Consider the following 17,458-nt stretch of genomic DNA (forward strand, 5'->3'; position numbering starts at 1 on the left):
TGGTCGCAAACAGTTGGCTGCCGTTAACGGCGTCTTTGCTGTTGGCATTGAGGTCGCCGTCGGCCACGTTGGTCACTTTGTTACCGGCGGCATCGATACCGGACTTGGTCAGGCTAGGACCGCCTGCAACTTTCACACCGTCGTTGTTCACGGTGGTGTCGCCGGCTTCGACGCTGTTCACTACCAGGTCTTTTTTCAGCTTAACGGTCACTTTATCGTCTTGGGCTTCGGTGGTGATGTTGTCGTCGCCGGCAACGGTCACGGTGGAGCCGAGTTTTTCGATATTGGTGCTGCCGTTGTCGCCGTTGAAGGTCAGGCCTTTGCTGTCAACGGTGGTTTTGGCATCTACGCCTTTTTGGATGTTATCTTTAGTGCTTTGAGCGAGATCGATACTGTAATTAGTTGTGACTGCGCCATCGGATGCAGTTGTAGTATTGGAGGTCAAATTCAAAGCATTGGAAACTTGTACAGTTGCTTTATCTGCGCTGACGGTATAAGTGGTTTCTTTGCCTGAAGTTGTTTTATTAACGTGCGTGTTGCTGCCTGCCGCTACATTGGTTGTGGTTTTGGCATTATTGATGGCATTGGCTACATCACCAGCAGTCGCTACACCGGCAGTCGGTGCGGACACTGTGCCATTATTATTGACAGACAATGTGCCTTGAGTGACGTTGATTTGAACTTTTGATGCATTCTCGCCATCGGTAACTGCAACGGTCGTCAAGTTGCCATTAGCGTAGTTGACTGTACCGTTGTTATTGATACGGGATTTGTCTGTACCGTTTTGTTGGATATTGTGTCCAACATTGTTCATAACTGTGTACAGTTGGCTACCATTAACTGCATCGGTTGAAGTGGCGGAAATACGGCCTGCGGCAACATTCTGGATTTGGCGTTCATTGCCTGCGCTGCCTACAGAAACCGCGCCTGTTTTAGAGGATGAAGAAGCAGCATAGCTGACATTGGTCGCAGCGCCGCTATCGTTTTTGAATGAGGCATTTTTAGCTGTTGCATCAAAATTATTGGCAGTGCCAACAGCACCATTGCCCAATGCAACAGAGCTACCAACCGTAGTCGTCGCACCATTACCCAACGCAACTGAATCGCTTCCAGTCGCTTTTGCATTATTACCGCCGGCAAAACTATTCTGCCCGGCAGCTTGGGCTGAGGAACCAATAGCGGTGGAATAAAGGCCTGAACTGTTTGCCTGCTTACCAATGGCGATAGAATAAGCTTGCATTGTCTGCGCCTGATGACCAATTGCAACAGAATCATCACCGACTGCATTTGACAAATAGCCCATTGCCGTACCGTTATTTTGTGCTGCTGCCCTTGCACCGACAACAGTTGCATTTTCGTAGTTGGCTCTACTGTGAGCACCGACGACTATAGAGTAATTGCGATCATTTTCTGTGTTCAAACCTATGGCAATAGAGCCTGTACCGCGGGAATTGGCATTAGAGCCTAAAGCCACGGCTCCCACAGTTCCTGAAGTTACAGTTGCATTTGGGCCAACGGCAACAGAAGACGAACCAAGTACGTTGGCATTATGGCCCAAGGAAACACTACCCGTCGCACCTGTACTTGTTGCCGCATTCGGTCCGATGGCAATCGAATTGGTTGCTTTTGCGCCATCATTATTCCAGTTTTTCGTACCGTCAGTTTTGCCTTCTTCTGACTTAACAGAAAAATAACGAACGCGTTCAAGCGCATTCAATACGCCATAAAGTTGAGAGCCGTTGATGGCATCAGTAGAAGTAGCAGAAATATCGCCAGGGGATACATTGATAATTTGGCGTTCGTAACCTTGAGAACCAACAGACACAACATCACCGGCATCGGTAGTTTGACCGCCTGCCCAAGTGTAGGTTACACCCATAATTTCGCGTTGAACGTATGCCCGACCTTCTTTATCGGTTTTAGAAGCCGTACCCAAAGCTACAGAGTTCAGCAAAGTTGCTTTTGCACCTGTACCCAAAGCTACACCGCCAAAGGCAGTGGCCTGAGATTTGGTACCGATAGCCAGAGACAAATCGGCAGATGAATTAGACTGCACACCTAATGCAACAGAACCTTGACCGGCAATAGTATTACCATAAGAACCGTGATTCATCGTATCACCAGTCATCTCTTTATAAATATCACGCAGACTTTTACCGCTCAGCGTATATTCACCGGTCTTTGCACCTTTTTCATTATATTTGATGAATTTATCCGTTGCATTGCCAGAATATCGAGTACTACCTACCGAATCTAAATCATCACCACCAATAGCAACAGATGAATTACCATTAGCCAAGACATTGCCGCCAACCGCAATAGATTGGTCTCCCTTTGCCCACGCACCCTCAGGTCTGCCCTGTGGATCAACACGGTTACCTGAACCAATAGCAATAGACTGGGTTATCTTAGAACTACTTGAATCGCCTACTCGAGCCGTATTACCAATAGCAATATTATTGTGCGTTACATTCACATTCATAATATTTTGCGAAAGAACTCCAGATGCACGTCCAATAGCAATCGTACCAAGTCCGGTTGCATTCGCGTCTGCACCAAGTGCAATAGCACTTGATGCTGCATTACCCGAAGCTGGAGAATTTGCCACTGCACTTTTACCGATGGCAATGGTATTTCCAGTTTGAGCTTGGGCTGAATTACCTATGGCGATAGACTCACTTTGATAACCCACTGCATTGGTACCGATTGCAATGGCATTTTGCGCATTGGCTGCAGCCTGACTGCCGCTGCCAATTGCAATGCCGTCTTGACCTCTTGATGTGCTGGATTGGCCCAAAGCCATTGAGCCTATACCAAATGCTTGCGCCGAATTACCCAATGCTGTTGTGTTCGTATTATTGGCAAGAGCATTCTTACCTACCGCTGTCGCTTGCGTACCATTTGCTTTGGAATCTGCACCCAATGCTGTTGAATCTGCAGAAACAGCATTGGCACTTTTACCTATCGCTGTTGCATTTGAACTACTTGCACTTGTATCTGCACCCATCGCAACAGCATGATTTTGAGTAGCTTTGGCATTTGTACCAACAGCAAGGCTGTTATTATGTGTTGCATTTGCACTCGTACCTACCGCAACTGCACCATTAGCCGTAGCATTGGCTGATGCTCCTACTGACAGGGCACCAATACCGGTCGCTGTTGCACCACTAACCGCAGTAGCACTGGTCGGAGGATCAACCGCAATTTTTCCTTGTTGAGCAGTTGCCGCATACGAATTACCTGCACCCAAAAGAGCTGCCGAAATTACTGTCAATCTGAAAACTGTCGCAATACCATTTTTACCGGATTCGGCAGATACATCTGTACTGTTTTGTTCTGCGGACGATTTCACACGGCCTTTGGCTAATTCGGACGTTACAACGAAAGATTGAATCGTACGGTTCCAAACGACTTTAAATATCTTATTCATTAGTGTGTCTTTCTCTTTTTATGATGAGTAAAAGCGTAGGCGTGAGCATGACGCTACTTTAAAAAATCTATTGCGGAGGATTTCCCTGCAAAATGCTTGCTTCGAGCTGACGTTTATTGTCACTTTAAGACGAAATTTAGGTCTTTCACTATCTCGAAATGAAATAGTATTTCATACTTACTAAATATCCGCTAGTCAGAAATATCAACCGATTATCTTTAATTTCTAAATGAAATTACGGCTTTCAACCAAAAAACCAATCATCAAAAGGGTTTCAGCCATGTTTCTATTGATAAGCGGTTTGTTGTATTCCATTGACAAGTCATAAGCAAGTACAGTAATCATGCAACTCATATGCCAATTATTTAAAATATTATTTATTAAAAAACGAAAGAAAAAGGCCGTCTGAAATGTTTCAGACGGCCTTTAATGAAATGATATTGAACAACTACTTACATTGAATAATTTGGTTTTTAAGCTATCAATAAAATCGGCAATATGCTTTTAATACATAATAGAAAGAACACGCATATCCCTACTTATACAAACGCGGGTGGTTTTACAAACCGAATACGGCAATATCGCCCTTGCCTTGACGAATCAGCTCGGTACCATCGGTCATATCGATAACCGTCGTCGGCTCAGTACCGCACCAGCCACCATCAATAACCAAATCAACAGCATGCTCAAGACAGTCTCGGATTTCGTATGGATCGGTCAATGGCTCGTCGTCTTCGGGCAGCATGAGGGTGCAACTTAAAATAGGTTCGCCCAATTCTTGCAAAAGCGCCAAGGCAGTAGCGTTATTGGGAACACGCAGGCCGATGGTTTTGCGCTTGGGATGAAGCGTGCGATTGGGTACTTCTTTGGTTGCCTGCAAGATAAAGGTGTAGCTGCCGGGCGTAGCTGCTTTAAGCTGGCGGAATTGGGCATTATCTACTTTGGCGTAAGTACCCAATTCGCTCAAATCGGCACACATCAAGGTCAGATGGTGTTTTTGATCGATTTTGCGGATTGTGAGAATGCGCTCCATCGCGGTTTTGTCGCCTAGTTTGCAACCCAGCGCATAGCAGGAATCCGTAGGGTAAACGATGACACCGCCACTGCGGACAATATCGGCGGCTTGTTTGATGAGGCGGTCTTGGGGATTATCGGGATGGATGGCGAAAAATTGTGCCATGTTTTTTTTCCTTATCATTCTAATGGTTTGTTGTTTGACATTTTAAAACTTATTTGGCCGTCTGAATATTGGATTTCCACCACCATGAATGGATTTAGCCTCTGCTACAACACGGCTGCACCCAGTGATACCTTATATACAATTTTGATTTACCGGCTAATATCGAAAGTCAATTTAATACACTATATAATGCGTTATTTTGTTTGAAAGTCATCTCAATGCCTGCTTCTTCCCTACCTTCCCGCCGCTTGTCTGTTGCCCCCATGCTCGATTGGACAGACCGACACTATCGCTTTATGGCGCGACAAATTACACGCAATGCTTGGCTTTATAGCGAAATGGTCAATTCAGGCGCAGTGGTTTACGGAGATAAAGACCGCTTTTTGAGTTTCAACGAAGGCGAGCAACCGGTAGCTTTACAGCTTGGCGGCTCAGATCCGCATGACTTGGCAATCGCTACCAAAGCGGCTGAAGCGTATGGCTATAATGAAGTCAACCTAAATTGCGGCTGCCCCAGCCCACGCGTTCAAAAAGGCGCTTTCGGCGCTTGCCTGATGAATGATGTAGATTTAGTGGCAGATTGTTTGAACGCGATGCAGGATGCAGTTGAAATTCCGGTGACGGTCAAACACCGCATCGGTGTAGACAGACAAACAGAATATCAAGTCGTAGCAGATTTTGTGGGAACATTACACAAAAAAACAGCCTGCCGCACATTTATCGTCCATGCGCGTAATGCTTGGTTAGACGGTTTATCCCCGAAAGAAAACCGCGAAGTCCCGCCACTCAAATATGAATACGTCTATCGCTTAAAACAAAATTTTCCCGACTTGGAAATTTTGATTAACGGCGGCATCACCACCAACGAAGAAATCGCCGAACATCTGAAATTTGTCGATGGGGTCATGATCGGGCGCGAGGCTTATCATAATCCAATGCTGATGCGCAATTGGGATGTACTGTTTTACAACGACACACACGCACCAATCCAATACGCAGATTTAGCAGCTTGGCTATACGCATACAGCCGCGAACAAATCGCCTCAGGACGCGGCACCATCCTACGCCACATCGTCCGCCATGCCCTAGGCTTGATGCACGGCCTAAAAAATGCCCGCACTTGGCGCCGTATGCTCTCAGATGCCGCCTTGCTGAAAGACAACGACGGCAGCCTGATTCTAGACGCATGGAAAGAAGTCGAACGCGCAAATATTTGGGACTAATGCCATATAGTGCGAATAAATGAAAGGCCGTCTGAAACATCCGTTTTCAGACGGCTCTCGTCTTTTCACCACTACATAAAACAAATTCGCAACACTCCTGATAAGACAATTTGTCGCCCATCTGAACTCAATATATAATTTAACCATACAAGTCTTTATTTTTAAGCATTTTTCATTTTTAAAACATACATTGCCTACATTGGGAGAAACATCATGCCTCATCTGAATTTAGATAAAACGGATTTAAAGATTCTGCAGGTTTTGCAGGAAAACGGGCGGTTGAGCAATGTTGAGCTTTCTGAAAAGGTGGCACTCTCTCCTTCTCCCTGCCTGCGCCGTCTCAAGCAGCTTGAAGATGCGGGCATCATTCAAAAATACGCCGCCCAGCTTTCCCCTGTTTCTTTGGGCTTGGGTTTGCAGGCTTTTATCCGTGTATCGATTAGCAAGGCAAAAGATGCGCGCGAGGATTTTTCCGAATCTGTCCGCGCTTGGCCGGAAGTATTGAGCTGCTTTGCGTTAACGGGTGAAACCGACTACCTGCTCCATGCGTTTTTTACCGATATGAACGCGTTTTCCCATTTTGTTTTGGACACGCTGCTTTCGCACCACGGCGTGCAAGATGCGCAATCGAGTTTTGTGTTGAAAGAAATTAAAAACACGACCGCTCTGCCTTTGGTTCATTTGGTTCAAGATTGATGATTTGAAACTGATGAAGGCCGTCTGTTGTTCAGACGGCCTTTTAAATTTCTATGGTTTGCGTTCACATCCATACACTTGTATACTTTTTAAGAATAATTCACATAAGCTTTTACCATGACTGACACTGCCCATCTTGACGCCCATACTGTTTCAGAACATACCAAACAATGGCTGGAAAAAGCCGTTATCGGCCTAAATCTCTGCCCGTTTGCCAAAGCGCCGCACGTTAAAAACCTGGTTCGCATCGTTGTCAGCGAAGCCCGTCATTTGGACGGTTTCCTTGAAGACTTGGATCGTGAATTGCAGCTTCTGGGCAATACGCCCGCTTCGGAATTGGAAACCACTTTACTGGTTCATCCAACGCTGTTCCCTGATTTTGAAACCTTCAACCAAATGTTGGAAATCGCCGATGATGCCGTTGTAGAAAACGAATTGGAAGGTATTGTCCAAATTGCGCCGTTCCATCCTGATTTTCAATTTGAAGGCACAGAAGCCGACGACATCAGCAACTACACCAACCGCTCGCCCTACCCGACTTTACACCTGATTCGTGAAGACAGCATTGCCAAAGCGGCTGAAGCGTTTCCCGATGCCTCGGCAATTTTTGACCGCAATATTGCGCTGCTGGAAAAAATGGGGCATGAGGGCTGGGATAAGTTGGACATTCCGCGTTGTCCATTTCCGCATCACAAGCCGTCTGAAAACAACTAATTGGTGATGGAAGATGGTTCGTCATCTATTGATTTTTTGCGGCGCATTGTCGCTTGTCTTGGGTATTATCGGCATTTTCCTGCCATTTCTGCCGACTACGCCTTTCATTTTATTGACCGCTACTTGCTGGGCACAGGCTTCGCCACGCTTTCACAATTGGCTCTATCATCACCGCTATTTCGGCCCCATCATACAAAATTGGGAAAACAACGGTGCCGTGCCGCGCAAAGCAAAGTTTTTCGCTATCGGCATGATGACCTTTTCTTGCCTGTTGATGTTTTGGCGGTTTCCGGAACGCTGGTGGATCGGTGTCATATCGTCAATCTGTTGCAGCTGCGTGGCCGTGTGGATGTGGCTGCGGCCGGAAGCATAAAATAAAGCAGGTGGGCATTTTCGCTCACCTGTTTTTGTTTTCATACCCAATTTATCCATCAAAACAATCAATAAGGCCTAAAACACCCTATTCAACCCTCATTTTTTCAGACGGCCTTTATTTATTCAATCAAATGTAAATTTTAGCTAAAATTAATCTAAATTGTTTTTCTGATAGGATTATTATTAAAAATTCAAACCCCTGTTTCAAAACCACTTTTCTACTACTTTCGACTACTTCCCTCCCTTTTATTTCTTTATTTGTATCAACATTTCTTTTGATTCCAACACCCTAAACCGTCCCTTAACACTTGCTTTGCGTTATACTTTCCCCTGACACAACCGCGCAGTTCGTCTGGATATTTTCAGACGGCCTGAATATTTCACCGCCGTACTTTCTCAACAAAGTTCCTAACGGCGCAACAGAATAAAAAGGAAATACTATGCGCTACCTCTCGTTTTTACTGCTGCTTGCCGCCTTCCCGGCAGCAGCATCCGATTTTGACGGCTCGTCCGCCAGCCTGCTTTGGGGGCTGCCGTTTGCCCTGATTCTCTTGTCTATCGCACTCGGACCTCTGCTTTTCTCCCGTATTTGGCACCACCATTTCGGCAAAATTACCGCGTTTTGGACGCTGCTGTTTTTAACGCCGTTTATCGTAACCTTTGGTTTCAGCGCCGGCGTACATACCGTTGCCCATGCGTTGGTTGAAGAATATATTCCGTTTATCCTGCTGCTTTTGGCACTCTATACCATTTCGGGCGGTATTTTTGTCAGCGGCGACTTGCATGGCTCGCCGAAATTAAACACCACCCTGTTGGCAGTCGGTACGGCTTTGTCATCCGTCATGGGCACGACAGGCGCGGCGATGTTGATGATTCGCCCGCTTTTAAAAGCCAACCATAATCGCTACTATCGTGTTCACATCGTGATTTTCTTCATTTTCTTGGTGGCGAATATCGGCGGCGGCTTGACGCCGTTGGGCGATCCTCCGCTGTTTTTGGGTTTCCTGAAAGGCGTAGATTTCATGTGGACCGTCAAACACATGCTGATGCCTGTGTTGATCAGTTCCGTGGTTTTGCTGACTGTTTTCTACATCATCGACAGCAGACATTTTCATCGTGAACAACGCGAACACCTTGTCCCTGCTTCTACCGAAACCGAAGAGAAAGTCAAAATTTACGGCAAATGGAATTTCCTGTTGCTGGCAGGTGTAGTCGGCGCAGTTTTGCTCTCCGGCTTGTGGCAGCCGAATCATCCGGGTTTCGAGATTTTGGGCAGCCACTATGCACTGCAAAACTTGGCACGCGATGGTATTTTGCTGGCTCTGACCGCCGTATCTTGGATTATTACGCCCAAACAAGTACGCGCAGGCAATGAGTTCAACTTCGAGCCGATTGCCGAAGTGGGCAAACTGTTTTTGGGTATCTTTATTACCATTTCGCCCGTCTTGGCGATTTTGAAAGCCGGTGAAGCAGGCGCACTGGGCGCTGTCGTGTCTCTGGTTCACGACGCGGCAGGCAACCCGATTAATGTGATGTATTTCTGGATGAGCGGCATTTTGTCGGCATTCTTGGATAACGCGCCGACTTATTTGGTGTTCTTCAATATGGCCGGTGGCGATGCCCAAGCCTTGATGACAGGCCATCTGTTCCATTCACTGCTGGCAGTATCCATGGGTTCCGTATTCATGGGCGCGCTCACTTATATCGGTAATGCGCCGAACTTCATGGTCAAAGCCATTGCCGAGCAGCGCGGCGTACCGATGCCCTCTTTCTTCGGCTATATGGCATGGTCGGTGATTGTATTGATACCGCTGTTTGCCCTGCATACGATGATTTTCTTCGTTTGGCAGCTCTTTTAAACTTAAGGCCGTCTGAAATTCAGACGGCCTTTTATTTTCTAACAAATCAGCAAACATAATTCTTAAATATCAATCAGTTAAAATTTTTCCGCTTTAACATTTCATTACATATCCCTACTTTTTTCCCACTTTTCCCGTAAAAATAAGCGTAAAACTGACATAAAACGGCCCATACCTGATAGAATCTAAAGCTTTGCTGTTTGCGTTTATTCGTTGTTTTTATAGCAAACCTCTGCTTTTTTCAGACGGCCCGTCCTTTGTTTCAAAGCATTACATGCCGTCTGAAAAAATAATCCGACATCCGAATATCAACCCACCAAAAAGTAACGCATCCTTATGATTAAGATAAAAAAAGGCTTAGACCTGCCCATCGCGGGCAGACCGGAGCAAGTCATTTATGACGGTCCGGCCATCACCGAAGTCGCGTTGCTTGGCGAAGAATATGTCGGCATGCGCCCCTCGATGAAAATCAAGGAAGGCGAAGCCGTCAAAAAAGGCCAAGTGTTGTTTGAAGACAAAAAGAATCCGGGCGTAGTATTTACCGCGCCGGCTTCAGGCAAAATCGCCGCGATTCACCGTGGCGAAAAGCGCGTACTTCAGTCAGTCGTGATTGCCGTTGAAGGCAACGACGAAATCGAGTTCGAACGCTACGCACCTGAAGCGTTGGCAAAATTGAGCAACGAAGAAGTGCGCCGCAACCTGATTCAATCCGGTTTGTGGACTGCGCTGCGCACCCGTCCGTTCAGCAAAATCCCTGCCGTCGATGCCGAGCCGTTCGCCATCTTCGTCAATGCAATGGACACCAATCCCCTGGCTGCCGATCCTACGGTTATCATCAAAGAAGCCGCCGAAGACTTCAAACACGGCCTGTTGGTATTGAGCCGCCTGACCGAGCGTAAAATCCATGTGTGCAAAGCAGCCGGTGCGAATGTGCCGTCTGCAAACGCTGCCAACATCGAAACACATGAATTCAGCGGCCCGCATCCTGCCGGTTTGAGCGGTACGCACATTCATTTCATCGAGCCAGTCGGCGCGAATAAAACCGTTTGGACCATCAATTATCAAGACGTGATTGCCATCGGACGTTTGTTTACCACAGGCCGTCTGAACACCGAGCGCGTGATTGCCTTGGGTGGCTCTCAAGTCAACAAACCGCGCCTTTTGCGTACCGTTTTGGGTGCAAAAGTATCGCAAATTACCGCCGGCGAATTGGTTGATGCAGACAACCGTGTGATTTCCGGCTCGGTATTGAATGGCGCGATTGCGCAAGGCGCGCACGATTACCTCGGCCGCTACCACAATCAGATTTCCGTTATCGAAGAAGGCCGCAACAAAGAGCTGTTCGGCTGGGTTGCGCCGCAGCCGGACAAATACTCCATCACGCGCACAACCCTCGGTCATTTCCTGAAAAACAAACTCTTCAAGTTCAACACAGCCGTCAACGGCGGCGACCGCGCCATGGTACCGATCGGCACTTACGAGCGCGTGATGCCGCTGGACATCCTGCCCACCTTGCTTTTGCGCGATTTAATCGTCGGCGATACCGACAGCGCGCAGGCATTGGGTTGCTTGGAATTGGACGAAGAAGACCTCGCTTTGTGCAGCTTCGTCTGCCCGGGCAAATACGAATACGGCCCGCTGTTGCGCAAGGTGCTGGAAACCATTGAGAAGGAAGGCTGATTATGGGCTTGAAACATTTTCTTGAAAAAATCGAACCGCACTTCCTGCCGGGCGGCAAACATGAAAAATGGTATGCCCTCTACGAAGCTGCGGCGACGATTTTCTACACATCCGGCGCGGTAACGCGCAAAGCGGCACACGTCCGCGACGCGCTCGACTCCAAGCGCATGATGATCTTGGTGTGGCTGGCTCTGTTCCCTGCCATGTTCTACGGCATGTACAACGTCGGCGTACAGGCATTCGGTGCGTTAACGCCCGATTTGTTGCAACAAAACATCGCCAACGACTGGCATTACGCCCTTGCCAACGCTTTGGGCATCAATATGTCGTCTGAAGCAGGCGTGTTGGGCAAAATGCTGTTCGGCGCAATTTACTTCCTGCCGATTTACGCGACCGTATTTATCGTCGGCGGTTTTTGGGAAGTTTTGTTCGCCACCGTGCGCAAACACGAAATCAACGAGGGTTTCTTCGTGACTTCGATTTTGTTCGCCTTAATCGTTCCGCCTACCCTGCCGCTGTGGCAGGCCGCCCTGGGTATTACCTTCGGCGTGGTGGTTGCAAAAGAGGTGTTCGGCGGTACGGGTAAAAACTTTATGAACCCTGCGCTGGCAGGCCGTGCCTTCTTGTTCTTTGCCTACCCTGCCAACATTACCGGCGACACCGTTTGGACGGCGGTTGACGGCTATTCCGGCGCAACCGCGCTCGCTCAATGGGCAGCACACGGTGCTGACGGCCTGCAAAATGCCGTTACCGGTAAATCCATCACTTGGATGGATGCGTTTATCGGCAACTTACCCGGTTCTATCGGCGAAGTATCTACTTTGGCGCTTTTAATCGGCGGCGCGTTTATCGTGTTTGCCCGCATCGCTTCTTGGCGCATTATTGCCGGCGTGATGATCGGTATGATTACCATGTCTTCGCTGTTTAACTTCATCGGTTCGGACACCAATCCGATGTTCAGCATGCCTTGGTATTGGCATCTGGTTGTCGGCGGCTTTGCCATCGGTATGCTGTTTATGGCGACCGACCCTGTTTCCGCTTCCTTTACCAATGTCGGCAAATGGTGGTACGGCGCGCTGATTGGTGTGATGTGCGTATTGATCCGCGTGGTCAACCCTGCTTACCCCGAAGGCATGATGTTGGCGATTCTGTTTGCCAACCTGTTTGCCCCGATTTTCGACTATTTCGTCGCACAAGCGAACATCAAACGCAGAAAGGCGCGCAGCAATGGCTAAGAAATTCGATAAAGACAGCTTCAGCGGCACGCTGATTGTGGTATTGGTTGTCAGCCTGATTTGTTCCATCATCGTTGCCGGTGCGGTCGTCGGCTTGAAACCCATCCAAGAGAAACAAAAACTCCAAGACAAACAAGGCTATATCCTGAGCGTAGCCGGTTTGATGGATAAAAACACCGACATCAGCAAAACCTTTGCCGAGCGTATCGAGCAACGCGTTGTCGATTTGGCAACCGGCGAATACGTGAAAGATGCGCCGAAAGACTTCAGCGCGCGCATCGCAGGCAAAGACCCTGCCCAAAGCATCCAAATCAAACCCGAAGACGATTTGGCAGGTATCAAGAGCCGTGCCAAATACACCGAGGTTTATCTGGTAAAAGGCGATGACGGCAAAGTCAGCCAAATCATCCTGCCTATGCATGGCAACGGTTTGTGGTCTGTTATGTACGGCTTTGTCGCCATCCAACCCGACGGCAACACCATCAACGGCATCACTTACTACGACCAAGGCGAAACCCCGGGCTTGGGCGGCGAAATCGGCAATCCGTTGTGGCAACAAAAATTCGTCGGTAAAAAACTGTTTGACGAACAAGGCAAACTCGCCCTGCATGTCGGCAAAGGCGCAAGTGCGGACAAAGAACACGGCGTAGATGCCCTCTCCGGCGCATCGCTGACATCTAAAGGCGTGCAAGGTTCGTTCGCCTACTGGTTCGGCGAAAACGGCTATATCCCCTACCTGAACAAATTGAAATCAGCAGGAGCACAATAATGGCTGACATGAAACGCTTGAAATATTTGATGTTTTCACCCTTTATCGACAACAACCCGATTGCCTTGCAGGTTTTGGGGATTTGTTCGGCTTTGGCGGTTACCACCAAGCTTCAGACGGCCATCGTGATGGGTATTTCCGTGAGTTTGGTAACCGGTTTTTCCAGCTTTTTCATTTCTTTGGTACGCAACTACATCCCCAACAGCATCCGTATTATTGTGCAAATGGCGATTGTTGCCTCTTTGGTAACGCTGGTTGACCAACTGCTTCAGGCCTTTGCCTATGAACTGTCAAAACAGCTCTCCGTATTCGTCGGCCTGATTATTACCAACTGTATCGTGATGGGCCGTGCTGAAGCATTCGCCATGAAAGAGCCGCCGCTGGAAAGCTTGGTTGACGGTATCGGCAACGGCGCAGGTTACGGCATGATGTTGATCATTATCGCAACCATCCGCGAACTGATCGGATCTGGCAAGCTCTTTGGCTACACCATTTTCCAAACCGTACAAGATGGCGGCTGGTATCAAACCAACGGCTTGTTCCTGCTCGCTCCCAGCGCGTTCTTCATCATCGGTTTCTTGGTATGGGGTCTGCGCACTTGGAAACCTGAACAGGCGGAGAAATAACACATGGAACATTACTTAAGCCTCTTTGTAAAATCCGTCTTTCTGGAAAACATGGCACTGTCCTTCTTCTTGGGGATGTGTACGTTTTTGGCGGTATCTAAAAAAGTATCTACTGCATTCGGTTTGGGCGTTGCCGTCACTTTCGTACTCGGCCTGTCTGTCCCTGCCAACCAACTCGTTTACTCGCTGCTGAAAGACGGTGCGCTGGTTGAAGGCGTGGATTTGACCTTCCTGAAATTCATCACCTTCATCGGCGTGATTGCCGCTTTGGTGCAGATCTTGGAAATGTTCTTGGACAAATTCGTCCCTGCCCTCTACAACGCATTAGGTATCTACCTGCCCCTGATTACCGTAAACTGCGCGATTTTCGGTGCCGTATCGTTTATGGCGCAACGCGAATACAACTTCGGTGAGTCCGTTGTATACGGTTTCGGCGCAGGCTTGGGCTGGCTTTTGGCTATTGTCGCTTTGGCGGGCATCACCGAAAAAATGAAATATTCGGATGTCCCTAAAGGCCTCAAAGGCTTGGGCATTACCTTTATCGCCGCCGGCCTGATGGCAATGGCGTTTATGTCGTTCTCCGGCATCCAGTTATAAGAAAGGAATCGGCATGGAGATTATTTTAGGTATCGTGATGTTTACCGTCATCGTCTTGGTTTTGGCACTGATGATTCTGTTTGCCAAATCCAAGTTGGTGAGCGAAGGCAACATCACCATCAAAGTCAATAACGAAAAAGAACTGACGATGCCTGCCGGCGGCAAACTGCTGGGTGCGCTTGCCAGCCAAGGTATTTTCGTTCCCTCCGCCTGCGGTGGCGGCGGCTCATGCGGTCAATGCCGCGTTGTCGTGAAAAGCGGCGGCGGCGACATTCTGCCGACCGAGTTGTCCCACATCAGCAAACGCGAAGCACGCGAAGGCTGCCGTCTGTCTTGTCAGGTCAACGTCAAAACCGACATGGACATCGAAGTACCGGAAGAAGTGTTCGGCGTGAAAAAATGGGAATGTACTGTCATCTCCAATGACAACAAAGCCACGTTCATTAAAGAACTCAAGCTTGCCATTCCTGAAGGCGAAGAAGTTCCTTTCCGTGCCGGCGGCTACATTCAAATTGAAGCTCCGCCGCACACCGTTGCCTACAAAGACTTCGATATTCCTAAGGAATACCACGAAGACTGGGACAAATACAATCTGTGGCAATACGTTTCCAAAGTGGACGAGCCGATTTTGCGCGCTTACTCTATGGCTTCATATCCAGAAGAGAAAGGCATCATCATGCTGAACGTGCGTATCGCCACGCCGCCTCCGCGCGTACCTGATGCGCCTCCGGGACAAATGTCGTCCTACATCTGGTCGCTCAAACCCGGCGACAAAGTAACCATCTCCGGTCCGTTCGGCGAATTCTTCGCCAAAGATACCGATGCTGAAATGGTATTCATCGGCGGCGGTGCAGGTATGGCACCGATGCGTTCCCACATTTTCGACCAGCTGAAACGTTTGAACTCCAAACGTAAGATTACTTTCTGGTATGGTGCCCGTTCTAAACGCGAGATGTTCTATGTCGAAGACTTCGACCAACTAGCGGCAGAGTACCCGAACTTCACATGGCACGTCGCCCTGTCCGACCCATTGCCTGAAGACAACTGGGACGGTTACACAGGATTCATCCACAACGTGGTTTACGAAAACCACCTGAAAAACCACGAAGCACCGGAAGACTGCGAATTCTACATGTGCGGCCCTCCAATCATGAACCAGTCCGTGATCAAAATGCTCAAAGACTTGGGCGTGGAAGACGAAAACATCCTCTTGGACGATTTCGGCGGCTAACCAACAAAAAGGAAGAAACTTCGGTTTCTTCCTTTTTTATTGCCAGGCCGTCTGAAAATCATACTTTCAGACGGCCTGAACCTTTCTTTTACGATACAATAAAGGCTTCAAAAAATAATCCGCAAATCCCTTATGCCGTTTCTTTCCAATTCGTTTTACCGTCCAATAATCGGTTGCACCGTTGCCATCTTTTCCGCATTTACACTCTCTGCCTGCCAACCTGAAAAACAACAACAAACCATCACTCTGCAAGGCGAGACCATGGGCACGACCTATACCGTCAAATACCTTTCAGACGGCCAAGACAAACTCCCCTCCCCTGCCGAAATACAAAAACGCATTGATGATGCACTTAAAGAAGTCAATCGGCAAATGTCTACCTACCAGACCGATTCTGAAATCAGCCAATTCAACCAGCTGCGTACCGTCAACCAGGCCATGCCCATTTCCCAAGACTTTGCCTATGTAACCGGTGAAGCCTTGCGTTTAAACAAACTGACGCACGGCGCACTGGACGTAACCGTCGGCCCTTTGGTCAACCTTTGGGGATTCGGCCCGCAAAAAGAAATCACGCACGAACCGACCGCACAAGAAATCCAACATGCTTCAGAAATGGTCGGTACGGACAAACTCAAACTTTCCCAAGACGGACAGCATCCCACACTTGCCAAGACCCATCCCGAAGTCTATTTGGATCTATCCTCCATTGCCAAAGGCTTTGGTGTAGATAAAACCGCCGCCGAACTTGAAAAACTCAATATCGGCAATTATTTGGTTGAAATCGGCGGCGAGTTGCATGGCAAAGGCCGCAATGCGCAAGGCAACCCTTGGCGTATCGGCATCGAGCAACCCAATATCGTTCAAGGCGGCGCCACTCAAATTACCATTCCATTGGACAATAAATCACTGGCCACGTCCGGCGACTACCGCATTTTCCATGTCGATAAGTCAGGCCGTCGCCTTTCCCATATCATCAACCCTAAAACCAAACAACCCATCAGCCACAACCTTGCTTCCATCAGCGTAGTAGCAGAAAACGCCACACTTGCAGACGGCCTTTCCACCGGATTGTTCGTCCTCGGAGAAACTGAAGCGCTTAAACTTGCCGAGCAAGAAAATCTCGCCGTTTTCCTTATCATCCGAACCCCGCAAGGCGGCTACCATACTAAAATGTCCAGCGCATTCAAGAAATTATTAAACTAACCTTCAGGAATACACACATGAAAACCCTCCTTCTGACTTTCGGCATCTTTATCATTGTCATCCTCGGCATGGCAGTCGGCTACATCTTCTCCAAACGCACCATCAAAGGCAGCTGCGGCGGCATTTCCTCTCTCGGCATGAAGAAAATGTGCGATTGCGACACGCCATGCGATACTTTGCAAAAAGAGCTGGATAAAAAACAACATTCCGATAATCAAGGCATCAAAGTCGATCATTAAGTCTTTGTTGAATGTTTATTCATAACTCAAGGCTGTTTATCCCCCATCAGGCCGTCTGAAAAACAAAAGAGCGTGAACCCTATGGATACACGCTCTTTTGTTTTACCTCTTCCAAAGCAATCCAAAAATATCTTGCACACCCGTTTAAATCAAAACCACTCCAAACCAATCATGAAACAAAAAGAAAAGCTCCTGCAAAACAGGAGCTTTTTCTTGGAAGAAACCGGATTATTTCAATTTAGTTTCTTTGTAAATAACGTGTTTACGGGCTACTGGGTCAAATTTTTTGATTTCCAGTTTGCCAGGCATAGTACGTTTGTTTTTAGTAGTTGTGTAGAAGTGACCAGTACCAGCACTGGACTCCAGTTTGATTTTATCGCGCATTGCAGTAATCCTTAATT

Annotated in this window: 16 protein-coding genes; 13 read left to right on the forward strand and 3 right to left on the reverse strand. The window is 48.1% G+C overall.

What is annotated here, in order from left to right; genetic code table 11:
• Both ACTHUT_RS06825 and ACTHUT_RS06830 read right to left on the reverse strand, forming a co-directional pair.
• On the reverse strand, positions 1 to 3,430 hold a 3,430-nt coding region (locus ACTHUT_RS06825; protein ID WP_440386543.1), incomplete at its 3' end, for an ESPR-type extended signal peptide-containing protein.
• A 559-nt stretch (positions 3,431 to 3,989) separates the two neighbouring features.
• Positions 3,990 to 4,610: an L-threonylcarbamoyladenylate synthase gene (locus ACTHUT_RS06830; RefSeq protein WP_070583532.1), complete on the reverse strand. Its 621-nt coding sequence runs from the start codon at positions 4,608 to 4,610 to the stop codon at positions 3,990 to 3,992.
• 218 nt (positions 4,611 to 4,828) lie between these two features.
• On the opposite strand from ACTHUT_RS06830, the gene dusA reads away from it, so the two are divergent.
• The 13 genes from dusA (at position 4,829) to nqrM (ending at position 17,057) form a co-directional block, all read left to right on the forward strand.
• Positions 4,829 to 5,833: a tRNA dihydrouridine(20/20a) synthase DusA gene (gene dusA, locus ACTHUT_RS06835; protein WP_070843165.1), complete on the forward strand. Its 1,005-nt coding sequence runs from the start codon at positions 4,829 to 4,831 to the stop codon at positions 5,831 to 5,833.
• A gap of 213 nt (positions 5,834 to 6,046) precedes the next feature.
• Positions 6,047 to 6,529 carry an Lrp/AsnC family transcriptional regulator gene (locus ACTHUT_RS06840; protein WP_003684427.1) on the forward strand — a complete coding sequence of 161 codons (483 nt, stop codon included), beginning with the start codon at positions 6,047 to 6,049 and terminating at the stop codon, positions 6,527 to 6,529.
• 117 nt (positions 6,530 to 6,646) lie between these two features.
• Positions 6,647 to 7,243: a DUF1415 domain-containing protein gene (locus tag ACTHUT_RS06845; protein WP_188213498.1), complete on the forward strand. Its 597-nt coding sequence runs from the start codon at positions 6,647 to 6,649 to the stop codon at positions 7,241 to 7,243.
• 13 nt (positions 7,244 to 7,256) lie between these two features.
• Positions 7,257 to 7,616: a YbaN family protein gene (locus ACTHUT_RS06850; protein ID WP_049323898.1), complete on the forward strand. Its 360-nt coding sequence runs from the start codon at positions 7,257 to 7,259 to the stop codon at positions 7,614 to 7,616.
• 442 nt (positions 7,617 to 8,058) lie between these two features.
• Positions 8,059 to 9,477 (forward strand): sodium:proton antiporter, encoded by a 1,419-nt coding sequence (locus tag ACTHUT_RS06855; RefSeq protein ID WP_440386542.1) that lies wholly within the window; start codon positions 8,059 to 8,061, stop codon positions 9,475 to 9,477.
• Positions 9,478 to 9,813: 336 nt separating this feature from the next.
• Positions 9,814 to 11,157 (forward strand): Na(+)-translocating NADH-quinone reductase subunit A, encoded by a 1,344-nt coding sequence (locus tag ACTHUT_RS06860; protein ID WP_440386541.1) that lies wholly within the window; start codon positions 9,814 to 9,816, stop codon positions 11,155 to 11,157.
• 2 nt (positions 11,158 to 11,159) lie between these two features.
• On the forward strand, positions 11,160 to 12,392 hold the full coding sequence (locus ACTHUT_RS06865) for an NADH:ubiquinone reductase (Na(+)-transporting) subunit B (protein ID WP_440386540.1): 1,233 nt from the start codon (positions 11,160 to 11,162) through the stop codon (positions 12,390 to 12,392).
• A complete protein-coding gene (locus ACTHUT_RS06870) occupies positions 12,385 to 13,161 on the forward strand; it encodes a Na(+)-translocating NADH-quinone reductase subunit C (protein WP_440386539.1) in 777 nt (258 codons plus the stop codon). The genes ACTHUT_RS06865 and ACTHUT_RS06870 overlap by 8 nt, the downstream gene beginning before the upstream one ends.
• Positions 13,161 to 13,787 (forward strand): NADH:ubiquinone reductase (Na(+)-transporting) subunit D, encoded by a 627-nt coding sequence (locus tag ACTHUT_RS06875; protein ID WP_036493003.1) that lies wholly within the window; start codon positions 13,161 to 13,163, stop codon positions 13,785 to 13,787. The genes ACTHUT_RS06870 and ACTHUT_RS06875 overlap by 1 nt, the downstream gene beginning before the upstream one ends.
• Before the next feature lie 3 nt (positions 13,788 to 13,790).
• Complete coding sequence (gene nqrE / locus ACTHUT_RS06880; protein WP_003684365.1) at positions 13,791 to 14,384, forward strand: NADH:ubiquinone reductase (Na(+)-transporting) subunit E; 594 nt, start codon at positions 13,791 to 13,793, stop codon at positions 14,382 to 14,384.
• Between the two features lie 13 nt (positions 14,385 to 14,397).
• Positions 14,398 to 15,615 carry an NADH:ubiquinone reductase (Na(+)-transporting) subunit F gene (gene nqrF / locus ACTHUT_RS06885; RefSeq protein ID WP_049336055.1) on the forward strand — a complete coding sequence of 406 codons (1,218 nt, stop codon included), beginning with the start codon at positions 14,398 to 14,400 and terminating at the stop codon, positions 15,613 to 15,615.
• Positions 15,616 to 15,747: 132 nt separating this feature from the next.
• Positions 15,748 to 16,818, forward strand: coding sequence for an FAD:protein FMN transferase (locus ACTHUT_RS06890; RefSeq protein WP_003748810.1), 1,071 nt, complete (start codon positions 15,748 to 15,750; stop codon positions 16,816 to 16,818).
• A gap of 17 nt (positions 16,819 to 16,835) precedes the next feature.
• Positions 16,836 to 17,057, forward strand: coding sequence for a (Na+)-NQR maturation NqrM (gene nqrM, locus ACTHUT_RS06895; RefSeq protein ID WP_003680888.1), 222 nt, complete (start codon positions 16,836 to 16,838; stop codon positions 17,055 to 17,057).
• A gap of 228 nt (positions 17,058 to 17,285) precedes the next feature.
• On the opposite strand, the gene rpmG is transcribed toward nqrM, so the two are convergent.
• Positions 17,286 to 17,441 (reverse strand): 50S ribosomal protein L33, encoded by a 156-nt coding sequence (gene rpmG / locus ACTHUT_RS06900; RefSeq protein WP_003684373.1) that lies wholly within the window; start codon positions 17,439 to 17,441, stop codon positions 17,286 to 17,288.
• Positions 17,442 to 17,458: the final 17 nt, after the last annotated feature.

The organism is Neisseria sp. P0022.S010, from assembly GCF_051956635.1.